Below are 16906 nucleotides of genomic sequence, written 5' to 3' on the forward strand. Positions count from 1 at the left end.
CGACTCCCTCCCGTCCGACAACGCTAAGTTCGCGAGCTTCCTCGTAACCTATGTGTATGTGGACAGGCCGCGATTATGCGCCCCCGATCTTGCCGTATGCTCCGCCTGCCCCTGCTGTGAAGGAAATTCTGCCTTCTCGGGCGGCGACGATCAGCGAAGCGATCCGCTCGCCGGCGACGGCCGCCAATGCTTCTTCGGAAGCGCGGTGCAGCACTTCCATCTCCGTTCCTGCTTCCGCGAGCAGCCGTTCTCTCATCTTAGGGCCGACGCCCGGGATGAAGCTAAGCGGCGCTTGCGGCCTATACGGCGCGCGATGCGGCGGGAGCATTCCCTCCGCGCGGTCGGCAAGCTGATCGACCCGGCCCGACACTCCGCGTACGAGCTTGGTGCCGCCGCAATTCGGGCAAGCTTCCGGCGAGCCGGAAGGCAGCGCGGTTTCGCAGGCGACGCAATAGCTGGAATGATATTTGCCGAGCTGCGGATGCAAGCCGTAATTGGCGAGCACCTTGCGTCCGGAATCGCGGCGCAGCGCCAATCGCAGTTCGTCGAACGAAGGCTCGGCGACGAGAAGCTCGTTGCATTCCCTGCCGATCATGCCCGTCGAATGAGCGTCCGAATTCGTCAGCAGCGTATACCGGTCGAGCTCGGATAGTCGTCCGGCCATGAGCGCGTCTGCGCTAAGTCCAAGCTCGACGGCTGCGATGCCTTCCGGATCGAGCCGATCGGCGAGACGGTCGGCCGAGCAGCCGAGCAACCCGCGATGCGGCGTAAAGACGTGCGCGGGCGCGAGCAAGCCGCCGCGGGATACCAGCTCGCGCTGCAGCTCCCTTCCGGACGACCTCACGCGCTGCGAGCTAAGGTTGACGTTCGTCACCCGGGGCTTTAGCCACTCCGTCCATGCCTCCATCGCCTGCAAATCCGGCAGAAACCCGAGCAGGTGATAAGGCCCCCCTCCCTCGTCCCGCACTTCCATCTCCGCCCCGAGCAGAAGCGTCGTATTCCGGTAACGTATGCCGCCGCCGGCAATCTCCGTCATCTCGCCGCTTTCGAGGCTCGTTCGGATGTCCGCCTGCACGGCGGGCGAATGGCAATCGATGATGCCGATCAGAGCGATTCCTTTGCGCTCCGACGCTTCCTGCGCGATCGAGCGGAACGTCAGGTTTTTGCTGCCGCTGATTTTGACCGGTTGGCCGCTATCGCTGCGTCCGATGTGCACATGTAGGTCTGCGAATACAGGCTGCAGCGTCATCAGAACAATCCCGTCAGCGAATAGATGCGCCAAGCCTGAACGGCCAGCAGCGTCTTCGCGTCGCATATCCGTCCGTCTCTCACGTATTCGAGCGCTTGTTCGAGCGTAATCGCTTCGCAAGTCAGAAACTCGTCCTCGTCAGGACGCAGCTCTCCTCTGTCCAGTTCTTCCGCGAAATAAAGGTGAATGATTTCGTCGGCGAAGCCCGGAGACGTAGAGAACGAGTGCAGATGCACGATGGACTTCGCTTGAAATCCCGTTTCCTCTTCCAACTCCCTAAGCGCTGCAGCCTCCGGAGCTTCGCCCGCGTCGAGCTTGCCCGCAGGAACTTCCGTCTGCGCCTTTTCCAAAGGTTTGCGATATTGCTCGACGACGAGCATTTTCCCGTCCAGCAAAGCTAGAACGGCAACGGCTCCAGGGTGGCGGACGATCTCCCGCGTCGCCGTCTCGCCGTTCGGCAACGTAACCGTATCTACCTGAAGCGAAATGACCCGTCCCTCGAAGATCGGTTTGGTCGCGATCGTGGCCTCGTAGAACGGATGCTTGCTGCCCTCTTGTTCGGTCATTGCGGTTCCTCCTGTCATAGGTTCGCCAGAATGGTCATAAGTTCAACATATAGGCTTGTCCGCCGGATTGCAAGCTAGTCGGCTATGCAGGCACTGCCGCTCAAGAGAGGTGCTCCGTTATGCTCAAAAAATACGCCGACCCGAACACGCTCCGATACGTAGGCAAAGCATGGGAAATTCGCCGCGCGCTTCGCCAAGAGCAACGAAGCAAAGGCGGCGATACGCCGCTTATCGTCGCGCTTCGGCTGCCAATCGAACGACCGCGCTCGCCATGGCGGTAGGCTGGTCGCTGCGTAACTCGATCTCACCGCGCTATTTCGTGCATCCCCGCCGCTTTCTCGACGACACAGCGTTTTCGATTGTCGTACAGAGCGACAATATCGGGGGGTGCTGCACGGAATCTCCCTCAGATTGTAGCTGAGATCGACGATCTTGGAGAGGGGTAGGCTAAAAATAAAACGGTGGCGAGATCGCCACCGTTTAACTTTATCGATGAAGGTTACATATTCGGAATTTCACGAAGGGAACAGCCGCCGGAAGGAGATACATGTTCCTGACCAACCTTCCATCGACTTCTTTATCCTAATTATTTCCGCGACGCCGTTTCCCCAACGATGGCGATCACGAGTTCGGTCACTTTGACGAGATCGTCCGCTTTGATGCGTTCGTTCGTCGTGTGAATGTCCTCGTAACCGACGGCCAGGTTGACGGTCGGCACGCCGTTGCCGTTGAACATGTTGGCGTCGCTGCCGCCGCCGGAGGCGAACGTGCGCGGCGTCAAGCCGATCGAGGTAATCGCGGCTTTGGCAACCTGCACGACTTCGTCTTCGTCGCCATAGTTGTACGCCGGGTAAATCGTGATCGTCTGGAAGTCGAATTCCGCGCCGTACTCTTTCGCCGCTGCGGCGACCGCTTCGCGCATCGACTCGACTTGGCGCTCCATCTTCTCCTGCACTTGGCTGCGGGCTTCGGCGTAAATTTTGATCGTATCCACGACGATGTTCACCTCGCCGCCGCCCTCGAACCGGCCGATATTCGCCGTCGTCTGGCTGTCGATGCGGCCCAGTCTCATCAGAGATACCGCTTTGGAGGCGACTTGAACGGCGCTGATGCCGTCTTCCGGGTTCACGCCGGCATGCGCGGCTTTGCCTTTGATCGTAATGAATTGACGCGAGTTCGTCGGCGCGGCGACCGCGATCGCGCCGACTTCGCCGTTCGAATCGAGCGCATAGCCGAATTTCGCGCGAAGGCGCGAGCCGTCCATCGCCCGCGAGCCGAGCAAGCCGGACTCTTCGCCGACGGTAATGACGAACTGGATCGGCCCGTGAGGGATGTTGTTCTCCTTCAATAGACGGACCGCCTCGAGCATTGCCGCCAACCCGGCTTTATCGTCGGAGCCTAGAATCGTCGTGCCGTCGCCGCGGATATAACCGTCGTCGTCGAGGCGCGGCTTAATGCCTTTGCCCGGCGATACCGTATCCATATGGGAGGTGAACAGCAGCGCAGGCACGTTCTCTTGTCCCGCGCTCGCCGGCAGCCATGCGAATAAATTATTCGCGCCATGACCGATTTTGGCGCCTACGTCGTCTTCGGTCACTTCAAGGCCGAGCGCCTCGAACTTGCCGCGCAGCACCTTGCTGATTTCGGTTTCGTATTTCGTCTCGCTGTCGATCCGAACGAGCTCCATGAACTCGGAAATTAAACGTTCTCTCTGTACCATTATCTTTCCTCCTGAACGCGCCTATTTTATAATAAAGAGACAACCGATCGAAAAGAGGGACTTTACCGATGAACAACCGCCTAATGAAAATCGTCGTCTACGCCGTTTTAGTTACCATGGTGGTATCGACGATCGTCATGAGCCTTGGATTTCTGTTTCAATAGCGCCTTCCTCTGCGTGCTCGCTCTCGAACGCGTCCATGAAGTGCGGGATGATCCGGCGTCCGATTTCCTCAACGCTTAGCGTCAATCCGGTGAGCGCTTCGATCGAAGTTACGCCGTATTGGGCAATCCCGCAAGGAATGATCCCCTGAAACCCGTCTTGCTCTACGTTGCGCTTGACGTTCAAAGCAAACCCGTGACTGGTGACGAAACCTCGCCGGGAACGGGCTTTGTTGAATTTGACGCCGATCGCGGCGATCTTAACGTCCCCGACCCAGACGCCGGTATACTCCGGCTTCCTTCCGCCTTCGATACCGAATTCGGCCAGCAGACGAATAATCGCTTCCTCAAGCGTCCGCAAATACTTATGTAAATCAAGTCCTGCCGCGTCCAAATACAACAGCGGGTATCCGACAAGCTGCCCGGGGCCGTGATACGTAATATCTCCGCCGCGGTCGATCTCGTATAGGGAAATCCCTCGCCTGTCGAGCTCCTCCGCGCCGTATAGCAGATGCTCCGGATGACGGTCGGAACCGATCGTGTACGTCGGCGGATGCTCTAGCAGCAGCAGCGTCTCGCCCCGTTCCTCGCGATCGATCTCCCGCACGAGATTCTTCTGCAACTCCCAAGCTTCGCCGTAGTCGATCATGGATAACCATTGCGTCGATATCGTTCTCATAACGATGACCGGGCCTCCTCCCTGCGTGACATTATCCATTGTAACGCAATAAAAACGCCGACTCAATTCGTTGGCGCATACAGACGTCAAGAGGCTGTCCCTCGGTCCGAGATGACCGGACGGAACAGCCCTCTTGCAGTCGGGATTACTCTATTAATACAGCTTCGTGTCCATATTGTAGCTTTCAAGGATGGCCTTGATCCGCTGATGGAACATACCGCAAATGACTCCGTCCAGAATCCGGTGGTCGAACGACAAGCATAAGTTAACCATGGACCGTACGCCGATCATGTCGCCGATGACGACGGGACGCTTCACGATCGCCTCGAACGTGAGAATGGCAGCCTGCGGGAAGTTGATGATCGGATAGGACAGGACCGATCCGAACGTGCCGGTGTTGTTGAGCGTGAACGTACCGCCTTGCACGTCGTTCAGCTTAAGCTTGCCCTCGCGGGTCCGTTTCGCCAAGTCGTTGATCTCGTGAGCGAGCCCGACGATATTCTTCTGGTCGGCGTTGCGGATCACCGGAGTCAGTACGGAGCCTTCCGTACCGACGGCCATCGAGATGTTAATATCGCGCTTGACCGTAATTTTGTCCGTCGCCCAGACGGAGTTCATGATCGGGAACTCTTTGATCGCCGATACGACCGCGTTCATCAGGAACGGCATATACGTAAGGTTAATGCCTTCGTTCTTCATGAAGTCGTCCTTAAGCTTGGAACGCAGTTGAACGAGGTTCGTCAGATCGACCTCGATCATCGTCCAAGCATGCGGGATCTCGTTCATGCTCTGTCGCATATTCTTAGCGATCGTATTGCGGATCGGGGTAACGTCGATGTAGTATTCGCGTCCCGGTGCCGTCGCGCCTTCGACGACGACGGTCGGGAGGTCCGACGTCTCGGCGATGCGAGGCGCACGGATCGGCGCTGCCGGTGCGACACGCGATTGCGCCGCTGCCCCGGGCTTGTATTCAAGCACGTCCTTACGCGTAATGCGTCCGCCTTCGCCCGTGCCCGTCACCAAGCCTAAGTCGATGCCGCGTTCGGCAGCGATTCTCTGCACAGCCGGCGAATAGCGGGCTCTCATCGGTGCGTTCGCATCGAACCCCGCCGCGGCTGCTGCCGCGACGCCGGTAGGCCGCGCGTTCGTCTGCGACTGCACGGGTTGTTGGATAGTCGGAGCAGACGTCGCGGCAGGCGTATCCTCCGCCTCCGCCTCCGTCTCGACGAGACAGATCGCGGCGCCAACCTCGATCGTCTCGCCCGCCCCGGCCAAAATTTTGACGAGAGTTCCTTTCACCGTGGAAGGGAGCTCCGCGTTCACTTTATCGGTGATGAGCTCGCAAAGCGGCTCGTACATATCCACGCTGTCCCCCGGCTGCTTCAACCATTGATCGATCGTTGCGGATACGAGCGATTCGCCGAGCTGCGGCATCGTTACTTCGACGATTTGTTTTGCCATAAACAATCTCCTTCCTGCAACCGGCTGCCGGTCTTCTAGTACCGCGCCAACTCAAGCATGGCCGATTTGACTTTCTCTTTGTTGAGCAGAAAATGCTTCTCTCCCGGCGGGTTAATCGCCATTGCCGGAATGTCCGGGCCGCACAGCCTGCGGATCGGCGCATCAAGATCGTAAAGCAGCTCTTCGGCGATCATCGCGGCGACTTCCGCGCCGACTCCGCCGGTCTTGTTATCTTCGTGTATGATAAGAACTTTGCCCGTCTTCGCAGCGGCTTCGAGAATCGCTTCCCGATCGAGCGGTTGAATCGTGCGCAAATCGAGAATATGCGCTTCGACGCCTTCGTCCCGCGCCAGCTCTTCTGCCGCCTGCATGGCAAAATGCAGCGGCATGCTATATCCGATAACCGTAATGTCGCTGCCTTCTCTCATGACGTTCGCTTTGCCGATCGGAACGATGTAGTCTTCGTCCGGCACTTCGTCCGAGATGAGACGATAGCACTTCTTGTTCTCGAAGAACAGCACAGGATCCGGGTCGCGGATGGCCGCCTTCAGCAAGCCTTTCGCGTCGTAAGCCGTTGCCGGAGCTACGATCTTAAGGCCCGGCGTGCCGAAAAACACCGACTCCGGACATTGGGAATGGTACAATCCGCCGAAAATCCCGCCGCCGATCGGCGCGCGGATGACGATCGGACAATCCCAATCGTTATTGGAGCGATAACGGATCTTCGCCGCTTCGCTAATTATTTGATTCGTTGCCGGGAACATGAAGTCGGAGTATTGCATCTCCGCGACCGGTCTCATTCCGACCATCGCCGCACCGATCGCTACGCCGGCGATCGCGGATTCCGCGAGCGGAGTATCGATCGCCCGCTCCTCGCCGAATTGCTGGTAGAGGCCTTTGGTCGTGCCGAATACGCCGCCCTTCTTGCCGACGTCCTCGCCGAGGACGAATACGCTGCCGTCGCGTTCCATCTCTTCCTTCATGGCCAGACGAATCGCTTCGATATATTCGATGACCGCCATCAGCTCTTCACCTCGCTTGAATCCGCAAAGACGTACCGTTCCGAATCTTCCGCGGGCTGGAACGGGGCACGCTCCGCGTACTGGGTCGCTTCGTCGATGATCGCGCGAAACTCCGCCAGCAGCTTCGTTTCCTGTTCGTCGGACCATAACCCGGCTTCGACGAGATAATTTCTGAAGCCGTCGATCGGGTCGTTCTGCTTAAACGGCTCGACTTCTTCCTTCGTCCGATAATCCAAATCGTTGTCCGTCGTGGAGTGTCCCGTCACGCGGTACGAAATAATCTCGACGAGCGTCGGCCCTTCGCCGGCGATCGCCCGCTCGCGCGCTTCTTTCACGACGCGGTACACTTCGAGCGGATCGTTGCCGTCCACCCGGATGCCCGGAAACCCGTATCCGATCGCGCGCTCGTAAATGTTGCCCCGCGTCTGCTTCGACAAAGGAACGGAAATCGCGTATTGGTTGTTCTGACAAACGAAAATAACAGGCAGCTTATGCACGCCGGCAAAGTTGCAGCCTTCATGAAAATCGCCTTGGTTGCTCGATCCGTCTCCGAACGAGACGATAGACACGGATTTCTCCCCGCGCATCTTCGCGGCGAGCGCGATGCCGGTCGCATGCGGCACTTGCGTCGTTACGGGACTCGAGCCCGTTACGATGCGCAGGCGCTTGGAACCGAAGTGACCCGGCATCTGGCGTCCCGCGCTGTTCGGATCTTCCTCTTTAGCGAACAGGGCCAGCATCAGGTCTTTGACCGTCATGCCGACGGAAAGCACGAAGCCGTAATCCCGGTAGTAAGGCAAGAACCAGTCGGTCGTCGTATCCATCGCGAACGCCATGGCGACTTGCGACGGCTCTTGCGTAATGCCCGAAATATGAAAATTCACTTTGCCCGCGAGCTTAAGCAATTGGCCTCGCTCGTCGTACTTTCGAGCAAGCTGCATCATTCTGTACATCTCGACGACTCGCTCGTCGGATAAGCCTAACCGGGCATGCCTTGAAGTTTGCTGGACGGAACCGGACTGTTTCATAGGCGCGTCCTCCTAGCTTTCACTTTGTATTATAACCTGGTCTTAATACTTGAACTTAATCCCTATTATACTCTCCTTGGTAACAAAAAGAAACGTCCAACTACACAAGGTTTCCAAGCACGCTTCGGCGCGCCTGGAGCTGTGCAGGGACGATGCGGCATGCCGCGGTTTCGGTATGGTTAAGCGTGTCCGGCTCCTCCGTCCAACGCCAGCATGACTTCTTGCAAAGCTTCGGAGAGCGTCGGATGCGGATGGACCGCGCGGCCGATCTCCCAAGGCACGGCATCCAGCAGCTTTGCGAGCGACGCTTCGGCGATCAGATCGGTCGCGTGCGCGCCGACGAGATGAACGCCGAGCAAGTCTCCGCTCTTCTCATCCGCGACGACCTTCGCGAACCCTTCGGCTTCGCCGTACACGAGCGCTTTGCCGAGAATTCGCAACGGAATTTTGGCCGTCTTCACGGCATGGCCGTTCGCCTTCGCGTCAGCTTCGGAATAGCCGATCGACGCGGCTTCCGGCCTTGAATAAATACAGCGCGGAATATCCCGGTCAGCCGAACGCGGCAGTTTCGTACCCAGCATATGATCGACCGCAACCGCGGCCTCGTGCATGGCTGCATGAGCCAGTTGAACGCCTCCGATGCAATCGCCGATCGCGTAGATGTGGGACTCTCCCGTCTGCAGCGTCTTCGCATCGACGACGACAAACCCTCTATCCGTCTTCACGTCCGTATTCTCCAACGTCAGATGCTCGACGTTGCCTTGACGGCCTACCGACACGAGCATCTTCTCCGCGCTCAGCGAATGCGTCTTATCGCCGAGAACGACGTCCGCATGCACGCCGCCTTCGTCAACCCGGCACGACTCGATCCGAAGCGCGGCGCCGGTCAGCACGCTGACGCCTCTCTTCTTAAGCGCTTTGGCCAGCTCCGAGCTGACGTCTCTGTCCTCGCCCGGCACGAGCCGGTCCGCAGCCTCTACGATCGTCACTTCCGCGCCGAAGTCGCTCAGCATCGAAGCCCATTCCACGCCGATGACGCCTCCTCCGACGATGACGATCGACTTCGGCAGTCTCGGCCAGCCGAACGCCTCGTCGCTCGTGACGACCGTCGTTCCGTCGTACGGCAATCCGTCTAACCGGCGTGGCCGCGATCCCGTCGCGATGATGACGTTCTTCGGCACGATGGTTTCGGTCTCGCCGTTATCGAGCGCGACGAACACCGATCCGCTGCGCGGAGAGAAAATATTAGGACCGATAATATTGCCGCTCCCGTGCAGCACCTGAATGCGATGCTGATTCATGAGCGCTTGCAAACCTTTATGTAATTGCTCGACGATTCCGGTTTTGCGCGATAGCACAGTCGTCCAATCGACGCGAATCTCCCCGTCCGGAACCTGCACGCCGTAGGCTGATGCTGCCACAGTCGTAGCATATACTTCCGCGCTTCGCAGCAGCGATTTGCTCGGAATGCAGCCGCGATGCAGACACGTGCCGCCAAGCTTGTCTTGCTCGATGATGACGACGCTGCGTCCGGCTTGCGCCGCCCTGACCGCCGCGGTGTAGCCTCCCGGCCCGCCGCCGATAATGGCGACATCGACTTCGATTGGCATTGCGTTTCCCCTCCGTATAGTTGCTCGCTCTCTATTGTACATCGTTTTGCCGCTAGGAACAAAACCCCCGGGAAAATGTGCCAATGTGACGCTTTCATAGACAATAAACCCTGGAATCGTTATGATTATAGAAGTGGAAGGAGGGCCCTTATCATCCTATGAAATTAATTATTCAGAGGCTCATCGCCATTCTGCTTCTCGTTATTCCCGGCCTGTCGGCCGCCAAAGGGTTCCTGCTTATGAAAGACGCCCTCTTCGATTACTTCGCGGATATGGGCGACGTGAAGATTACTCCGAACTTCGCCTGGGGATCTTTCGTTCTCGGAGCGTTCTTGTTTCTGCTAGGGATCGCCTTTATCGGCGGATGGGTGTTCTATCGCGACCGCAAGCGCAATTATTTGGCCCCGCGCTTTCGTCCCAAACGGCCGCCGCGTCCTCAACCAGCGCCCGAAGACAACCAAGCGGAATGATAAACGGATTGCATACCAAAGAGGCTCCTGCGCCCAATCGGGCACAGGAGCCTTCGTCGTTGTTCCGCGGCTTATTCGGTCGTTGCCGATGCCGAAGCCGACGGCGAAGCTTCAGGCGATACGGACGGAGAAGCTTGCGCATCTTTCTTCTCGCCGATTTTCTCCCAATGGTTGTCCGCTTTAAGCTTGTCCATCCACGTCGTGCCGTTCGTGTTCAACTGTTCTTGCCAGTACAACGTCTGAACGTCCGGCTCCTGGATGTCCGTAACCTTGATGATGTGGTAGCCGAAATCCGATTTGACCGGTTCGCTGACCTCTCCGACTTTAAGCTTGAAGGCGGCTTCCTCGAATTCCGGAACCATCTGGCCGGAACCGAAGTAGTCCAGATCGCCGCCGTTAACGGCCGAACCCGTATCGGTAGACTTCGATTTCGCCAGTTCCGCGAAGTCTTGTCCTGCTTTCAAATCAGCCTCGATCGCGTCCGCTTCCTCTTTCGTTGCCACGAGGATGTGAGAAGCTCTTACCTTTTTCTGCGCCGCGATCGCATCTTTATTCTCGTCCGCGTACGCTTGGATCACCGCGTCCGTTGCCGGGTTCTGGTTCTGGTAAAGCAACTTCCTCAGCAGAGTAGGCGCGACTTGTTTCTGTTTCAATTCATCCATCGAAATGCCTTGTTGATCGAGCGCTTGCTGCAGCGCTTCCATACCGCCGAAGTTGCCTGCAAAATCAGTGACTTCTTTATCCAACTGGTCGTCCGTTACGGCAATGCCGGCTTTGTCAGCCAGCTGCTTAACCAGCTTGTTCTCCGCGACGGAGTCTACCATCTGGGAAATCTGATCCCCGAACAGCATGTCTTCCATTCCTTCGTAGAAGTCGGCTTTCGATAACGCGCCTCCGTCGTACTTCACGAGCTTCTCTTTCGAACCGCCCATCGGATTGATAATGAGCACGACGGCCAGCGCGGCGACCGCGACAACCGACACGACGATCCAAGGCCAAGCCGGCATCGCCGATTTAGGGGCATTAGGCGCTTGTTGTACAGGGTCGGCGCTCAGCAATGCTTCATTCTCTTCCCGTTCCGTCTCCAAGTCAAGCGTCTCCGCGTGATCGCGATTGTCGCTCTCCGGCGCGTTCGCTTGCTCTTTATTCCATTCGTTCATTGCGATGTTGCCTCCTCAATAGTAGTGAATCTTCGTCGGGCTCGAACTGACTCACCTCTTATTTAAAAAAACTAACCTCCCTACTATATCAGATTTTCGAGATCGTACATTAAAACAAGATGAAAAATAACGACGAAAAAAAGAGCAGTTATTTTACAACAATTTGCAGTTATTTCGTCTGCTTCCTGATCAAAATAGTTGAATAACAACGATTTGCAGTTAGTTTCCAGCCAAAAGCTACAACTCCAGCGTTGATGTCCAATTAACAGTCGATCTGTTGTTATTTTCCCCAGAACACCCGATTTCCTAAAAATAACTATCGATTTGCTGTTAATGTGTTCGCGGTCGCTAGCCATGAACAATGAACCGGCTACTAGAGCATAAAAAAACCGCCTATCGGCGGTTTTTAGTCTAGCTGTAATCCTTACCCTGAGCCTCCTAGCTCACCTTGTGCTCGATGCGGAGCTTGTCGGCTACCATGGCGATGAACTCGGAGTTCGTCGGCTTCGACTTCGCGATGTTGATCGTGTAGCCGAACAGGTGGCTGATGCTGTCGATGTTGCCGCGCGTCCAAGCGACTTCGATCGCATGGCGGATCGCGCGTTCGACTCGGCTTGGCGTCGTCTTGAATTTCTCGGCGATCGCCGGGTACAGCGTCTTCGTGATCGCTCCGAGAATTTCGATGTTGTTATACACCATCGTGATCGCTTCGCGCAAATATTGATACACTTTAATATGCGCGGGAACGCCGATCTCGTGGATGATGCTCGTAATGTTGGCATCGAGATTTTTCGGTTTGCCGATCGGCACGATATTCGAGCGAATCGCGCTTCCTGCCGCCGAAGAAGCGGAGGACGACACGGATACCGGGGATGACACGCCGGCCAGTTGACGAATCCGGTTAGCGAGAACGTCCATGTCGAACGGTTTCAATATGTAGTAGGATGCTCCGAGTTGCACCGCTCTTTGCGTAATGTTCTCTTGGCCGAATGCCGTCAGCATAATGATTTTAGGCATCGGCGATAAATTCATATCCCGCAATTTCTCCAGTACGCCCAGGCCGTCTAAATGCGGCATAATAATATCGAGGATCATGACATCCGGAACTCTACGGGTTTCCTCAAGCTGACGAATGACCTCTTCTCCGTTGTACGCCACTCCGATGACCGTCATATCATCCTGTTCTTGGATGTACTCTGAAAGTAAATTCGTAAATTCTCGGTTGTCGTCTGCAAGGAACACTTCAATCCGCTGCAATGTCTGGTCCTCCCTTTCTCTATGCGAGATTTTATTCTGAAAAACGCATATTATCGTTTCCCTGTTAATCCGATTTCGACATGGCGTTTAGCAAATCCTTCTTCGAGTTTAAACTTTTTCTTTATTTTTTTGATGTTATAGAATATAATTATTAATTTACGTCAAATGACGATTTAATTCTTTCTTTTTCGACAAATGTTCGGATTTAGATGTGCGGAAAATAAGCAAAATCTAAGGCGTTAAACCGCCTTAGACGTTGATTGCTCCTGTGTAGAATTCAACATGATTCCCGCATCTTGTAGCATCCACTCGATAAAACACCCATATCCTGAGGTTGGATCGTTGACGAACACGTGGGTGACGGCCCCGACCAACTTCCCTTTCTGGATGATCGGACTACCGCTCATTCCCTGAACGATTCCGCCCGTACGCTCCAGTAATTTCGGATCCGTGATGCGTATGACCATGCCTTTCGTTGCCGGCGCGGACTGTCTGGATACATGCGCGATCTCGATATTGAAGCGCTCCACCTTCTGGCCGTTCACGACGGTTAAGATTTGCGCCGGTCCTTCCTCGACTTCTTCCGCGAACGCTACCGGAATCGGATCGGCATGATAAGCGTGATCCGGCAATGCTTTCATCCGGCCGAATATGCCGAACGACGTGTTGCGTTCCACGCTTCCCAGCGTGCGGCCTTCTTTAATGAAGCTGGCCCTCTTCTCGCCCGGCTCGCCGTTCTGGCTTTTGGATATCGACGTCACTTTGGATTGCAGGATTTCTCCGCTTCCGACCACGATCGGCGTCTGCGTATCCATATCGGTAATAACGTGGCCCAAAGCTCCGTAGACTCCTTGATCAGGCGCGTAGAAAGTCAACGTGCCTACGCCCGCCGCGGAATCGCGAATGTACAATCCGAGACGCCACGCTTTGTCTTCTACATCGTAAGCCGGCGTTAATGTCGTCCGAAACCGATCCTTGCCCCGCTGAACGAGCATTCGCATAGGCGAGCGATTCCGTCCGGCAGACTCCGCGAACGCGGCGATTTTCGTAATGTCGTTGCAGGGCTCGCCGTTGATTTCGACGATCAGATCGCCAAGCCGAAGCTTAGCTTCCTCGCCCGGCGATATTTTCTTGTTCGCCGATGCTTTAACCAAATGGTGTCCGACGACCATAATGCCGGCCGATTTCACTTTTACGCCGATCGTCTGGCCTCCGGGGATCACCCGCAAATCGGGAATGACTTGCAATTGTACGGTCTTGAAAGGGATCTTGCCGAACAACCGAAGCTTCAGCTCTGTATTGCCGCTATGCTTAGGCTGGATGGATAAAGGCCGGCGAAGATCTACGGGAACTTTGCCGTTATCGCTTCCGTTAATGCCGGCCACGCGCGGATCAAGCAAGCCTTCCGCGTAAACCGGCATTTCGTAATGAAGGGATAACGCTTGTCCTTGGAACATTCTCAGCTTGCTCGGAAATGCCGCGAAATGCTGAACGGGCGCGGAACAGACGACGATACAGAGGATTAGAACGATGACAAGTCCCATCCGGCGTTTTCTGGACGGTTGCTGGTACAAGTTCTCACGCTCCCTTACAGGTTAACCGGCGTTCACCAATCATTCATGATTCGTGCCGATGACGTACCTATAAGGTAACCGTGCCCCCCCGCTTTTATGTTCCCGAAAAGCTTCCTACGTCATTCAATTGTGCCGTCGCTACGCGTTTTTTCGGGTTTCGGCCAAAGCAAGCATTTCTTGAGCATGATGACGTGTTTTTTCCGTTACTTCCACGCCGCCGAGCATTCGCGCCAGTTCTTCCACGCGCTGCGCCTTAGACAATTCGGTAACGGACGTAATCGTGCGCGAATCGTCCGTCACCTGCTTGGAGATCTCGTATTGATGATCCGCCATGCAAGCGACTTGCGGCAAGTGAGTGATCGCGAACACTTGGCAATTGCGCGAGAGCAGCGACAGCTTCTCCGCGATCGCCTGCGCGGCGCGTCCGCTTACGCCGGTGTCGACTTCGTCGAAGACGAGCACCGGCACTTCGTCGATGCGGGCGAAGATCGCTTTAAGCGCCAGCATGACGCGGGACATCTCGCCGCCGGACGCGATCTTGGCCAGCGACTTCGGCGGTTCCCCAGGGTTCGAGGAAAGCAGAAATTCCGCCGTGTCGATGCCCGACGCGGTCAACGGACCGGCGGCTAGCTTCACTTCGAACACCGAGCGGTTCATTTGCAGCGCCGCCAGCTCTTCCCCGATCGCGGCGGCAAGCACGCGGGATGCGTCGCGGCGGATAGCCGACAGCGTATCGGCGCGGGTCCGCAGCTCCGCGAGCAAAGCTTCCTCTTGTTCGGCGAGCGACTTCAGCAGCTCGTCGCTGTTCTCCAGTTGAGACGCTTCCGATTGGCTTCGTTCCATATAAGCGACGACTTGCTCGATCGTCTCTCCGTATTTGCGTTTCAGGGAATGGATCAGATCCAGCCGCTCCTCGATCGCCTCGAGACGGTCGGCGTTGAATTCGATCGTCTCTCTGTAATCCCGCAACTGGTAAGCGGCGTCTTCTACGCCGTAATAAGCCGATTGCAGCTGCTCGACGAGCGGCTCCAGCACGGCGGGATCGACTTTGGCAACGTCGCGCAGCCGGTTTAGCGCGCGCGATATTGCGCCCATGCCTTTGTTACCGTACAGCAGCTCATGGGATTCGGCTACCGCTTCCGCCAATTTCTCGGCATGCGTTAGTTTGCGCTTCTCGTCTTGCAGGGATTCGTCTTCCCCCGGCTTCAGCTTCGCCTGCTCGATCTCTTCGATCTGATAGCGGTACAGATCGAGCATTTGCATGCCTTGCCTGGACTTCGATTCCAAGTCGCGCCGTTCCTTGCCGACGGCGATGTATTGACGATACAGCTTCGAATATTGTTCCTTCTCGGAAGCGATCTGTTCCCCGGCGAACAAGTCCAGCCATTCGAGATGGCGGTCCGTCCGCAGCAGCGACTGCGGCTCGTGCTGGCCGTGGATGTTCACGAGATGTTCTCCGACTTCTCGCAGCATCGACAGCGTGACGCTCTGCCCGTTAATCCGGGCGGAAGATTTGCCGTGCGCCTGCAGCTCCCTGCGAACGATCAGCGTCTCCTCTCGTTCTGCTTCGATGCCGAGCCGGTTAAGCGTCTCCCACACGGGATGGTTCGGCGATACGTCGAACAGCGCTTCGACGTCTGCGCGGTCGTTGCCGTGCCGGATCATCTCGGCCGAACCGCGGCTGCCCGACGCCAGCGCGAGCGCGTCGATAACGATCGATTTGCCTGCGCCCGTCTCCCCCGTCAACACATGGAATCCGCCATGAAACCGGACCGTTACTTGCGATATGACAGCCAAATTCCGAATCGTAAGCTCACGCAGCATACGTATGAGTCCCTCCATGTACCGCTAGTCGCAAGGATGAAAGCATGTAATAACCGGATCTATTCCATCATTTCGTAAATGCGCCGCGTCAGATCTTCCCCGAGCGCTTTGGATCTGCAGATGACGAGCGTCGTATCGTCTCCGCCGATCGTGCCGACGATCTCGGGCCAGTCCATGCCGTCGATCAACGAAGCGATCGTTCCGGAAGTGCCGGGCAGGCATTTCAGTACGACCAGGTTCTCGGCGGCATCCGCGCTCACGAAATGATCGAGCAATGCGCGCTTCAGCTTGTGCGCGGGATTAAACCGCTGGTCTTGCGGCATCGAATATTTGTATCGCCCGTCCTCCAGCGGCACTTTGATCAGCTGCATCTCTTTAATGTCCCGCGACACGGTCGCTTGCGTAACCTGCATCCCTTCAGCGCCGAGCGCTTCCACCAAATCCTCTTGCGTTTCGATTTCGCTCGAACCGATGATTTCGCGAATTTTGCGCTGCCGTTGTCCCTTCATCCGTCGCCATCCTCCACTTTGAATCTTACCGTTCTTACTAGCCGTTCGCCCGGATCCGCGACGATAATCCCTTCGCATTCGGGAAAAAGCAACGCGTAGACGAGTAATCGCTCGCGCAGCCCGCTCGCCGTCCACTCGGTCGGCTGCCGCGCGCGTTCCAGCTTTACCAGGTAGTACTTATGTTCCTTGGAGACCAAATAATCGAAATATAGACGGGTGGGCTGAACGGGTCCGTCGTCCACCTTCACTCCGAGCGGGACGCGATGCTTCCCGGATAACACGTCATACCCTTGCTGTCTCAGCAGCTCTACCGCGGCATCCGGCTCTACGCCTCCGGCATTGGCGAGCTTCCTTAACCTGGCGCCGGGAGGCTCGTACAGCCACCGATTCAACCGCCGCCATATCCACCACACCATAATGCCTGCCGCAATGGCCATAATCAGACCGTCTCCGAACTTCGCCAACCCCGCGTTCCCCCTTGACCGACTACGTTAAGCAGGAAGCGATGCTGATGCCGGATCGATAATTGGTACTATGTAATTTTCGCGATCCGACAGCCTAATTCCTCCAATCGGCGAACATATCAAAAACCCGAAGCGGCTCAGAACGAACCGGT

17 protein-coding genes are annotated in these 16906 nt (G+C 56.6%); 3 read left to right on the plus strand and 14 right to left on the minus strand.

Annotated elements, in window-relative coordinates:
* Positions 1-73: 73 nt before the first annotated feature.
* The gene (locus tag COHPA_RS0104640) at positions 74-1249 is read right to left on the minus strand and encodes an endonuclease Q family protein (RefSeq protein ID WP_027085034.1); all 1176 of its coding nucleotides are present in this window, start codon (positions 1247-1249) and stop codon (positions 74-76) included.
* Positions 1249-1815, minus strand: a complete 567-nt coding sequence (locus COHPA_RS0104645) for an NUDIX hydrolase (RefSeq protein ID WP_027085035.1) — start codon at positions 1813-1815, stop codon at positions 1249-1251. The genes COHPA_RS0104640 and COHPA_RS0104645 overlap by 1 nt, the downstream gene beginning before the upstream one ends.
* 119 nt (positions 1816-1934) lie before the next feature.
* On the opposite strand from COHPA_RS0104645, the gene mciZ reads away from it, so the two are divergent.
* The gene (gene mciZ, locus COHPA_RS25425; RefSeq protein ID WP_156926594.1) at positions 1935-2096 is read left to right on the plus strand and encodes a Z-ring formation inhibitor MciZ; all 162 of its coding nucleotides are present in this window, start codon (positions 1935-1937) and stop codon (positions 2094-2096) included.
* A gap of 305 nt (positions 2097-2401) precedes the next feature.
* On the opposite strand, the gene COHPA_RS0104655 is transcribed toward mciZ, so the two are convergent.
* Positions 2402-3535, minus strand: a complete 1134-nt coding sequence (locus COHPA_RS0104655) for a M20/M25/M40 family metallo-hydrolase (protein WP_027085036.1) — start codon at positions 3533-3535, stop codon at positions 2402-2404.
* 83 nt (positions 3536-3618) lie between these two features.
* Here COHPA_RS0104655 and COHPA_RS26405 point away from each other — a divergent pair, with 83 nt between their 5' ends.
* The gene (locus COHPA_RS26405; protein ID WP_425393702.1) at positions 3619-3699 is read left to right on the plus strand and encodes a hypothetical protein; all 81 of its coding nucleotides are present in this window, start codon (positions 3619-3621) and stop codon (positions 3697-3699) included.
* Here the strand turns inward: COHPA_RS26405 and lipB are convergent.
* The 5 genes from lipB to lpdA form a co-directional block, all read right to left on the minus strand.
* On the minus strand, positions 3671-4375 hold the full coding sequence (lipB, locus tag COHPA_RS0104660) for a lipoyl(octanoyl) transferase LipB (protein ID WP_027085037.1): 705 nt from the start codon (positions 4373-4375) through the stop codon (positions 3671-3673). The two genes, COHPA_RS26405 and lipB, sit on opposite strands and share 29 nt — an antisense overlap.
* Before the next feature lie 153 nt (positions 4376-4528).
* Positions 4529-5836 carry a dihydrolipoamide acetyltransferase family protein gene (locus tag COHPA_RS0104665; RefSeq protein ID WP_027085038.1) on the minus strand — a complete coding sequence of 436 codons (1308 nt, stop codon included), beginning with the start codon at positions 5834-5836 and terminating at the stop codon, positions 4529-4531.
* Positions 5837-5871: 35 nt separating this feature from the next.
* The gene (locus COHPA_RS0104670) at positions 5872-6858 is read right to left on the minus strand and encodes an alpha-ketoacid dehydrogenase subunit beta (RefSeq protein WP_027085039.1); all 987 of its coding nucleotides are present in this window, start codon (positions 6856-6858) and stop codon (positions 5872-5874) included.
* Positions 6858-7886: a thiamine pyrophosphate-dependent dehydrogenase E1 component subunit alpha gene (locus COHPA_RS0104675; protein ID WP_027085040.1), complete on the minus strand. Its 1029-nt coding sequence runs from the start codon at positions 7884-7886 to the stop codon at positions 6858-6860. Before COHPA_RS0104675 ends, COHPA_RS0104670 begins: the two co-directional genes overlap by 1 nt.
* Positions 7887-8065: 179 nt before the next feature.
* Positions 8066-9496: a dihydrolipoyl dehydrogenase gene (gene lpdA, locus COHPA_RS0104680; RefSeq protein WP_027085041.1), complete on the minus strand. Its 1431-nt coding sequence runs from the start codon at positions 9494-9496 to the stop codon at positions 8066-8068.
* 158 nt (positions 9497-9654) lie between these two features.
* Between lpdA and COHPA_RS0104685 the strand changes: the two genes are divergently transcribed.
* Entirely contained in the window at positions 9655-9966 is a 312-nt protein-coding gene (locus COHPA_RS0104685) for a DUF2627 domain-containing protein (protein WP_027085042.1), read from the plus strand.
* A gap of 71 nt (positions 9967-10037) precedes the next feature.
* Here the strand turns inward: COHPA_RS0104685 and COHPA_RS26025 are convergent, their stop codons facing one another.
* The 6 genes from COHPA_RS26025 to COHPA_RS0104715 all read right to left on the minus strand — a co-directional run bounded on the left by COHPA_RS26025 (position 10038) and on the right by COHPA_RS0104715 (position 16754).
* Positions 10038-11126 carry a foldase protein PrsA gene (locus tag COHPA_RS26025; protein ID WP_027085043.1) on the minus strand — a complete coding sequence of 363 codons (1089 nt, stop codon included), beginning with the start codon at positions 11124-11126 and terminating at the stop codon, positions 10038-10040.
* A 438-nt stretch (positions 11127-11564) separates the two neighbouring features.
* On the minus strand, positions 11565-12383 hold the full coding sequence (gene spo0A, locus COHPA_RS0104695) for a sporulation transcription factor Spo0A (protein WP_027085044.1): 819 nt from the start codon (positions 12381-12383) through the stop codon (positions 11565-11567).
* Between the two features lie 239 nt (positions 12384-12622).
* On the minus strand, positions 12623-13927 hold the full coding sequence (spoIVB, locus tag COHPA_RS0104700; protein ID WP_035120067.1) for a SpoIVB peptidase: 1305 nt from the start codon (positions 13925-13927) through the stop codon (positions 12623-12625).
* A 168-nt stretch (positions 13928-14095) separates the two neighbouring features.
* Positions 14096-15781, minus strand: a complete 1686-nt coding sequence (recN, locus tag COHPA_RS0104705; protein WP_027085046.1) for a DNA repair protein RecN — start codon at positions 15779-15781, stop codon at positions 14096-14098.
* 59 nt (positions 15782-15840) lie between these two features.
* Positions 15841-16290: a transcriptional regulator AhrC/ArgR gene (gene ahrC / locus COHPA_RS0104710; protein WP_027085047.1), complete on the minus strand. Its 450-nt coding sequence runs from the start codon at positions 16288-16290 to the stop codon at positions 15841-15843.
* Positions 16287-16754 carry a hypothetical protein gene (locus COHPA_RS0104715; RefSeq protein ID WP_027085048.1) on the minus strand — a complete coding sequence of 156 codons (468 nt, stop codon included), beginning with the start codon at positions 16752-16754 and terminating at the stop codon, positions 16287-16289. The genes ahrC and COHPA_RS0104715 overlap by 4 nt, the downstream gene beginning before the upstream one ends.
* Positions 16755-16906: the final 152 nt, after the last annotated feature.

This window comes from Cohnella panacarvi Gsoil 349 (genome assembly GCF_000515335.1).
Lineage (GTDB): Bacteria > Bacillota > Bacilli > Paenibacillales > Paenibacillaceae > Cohnella > Cohnella panacarvi.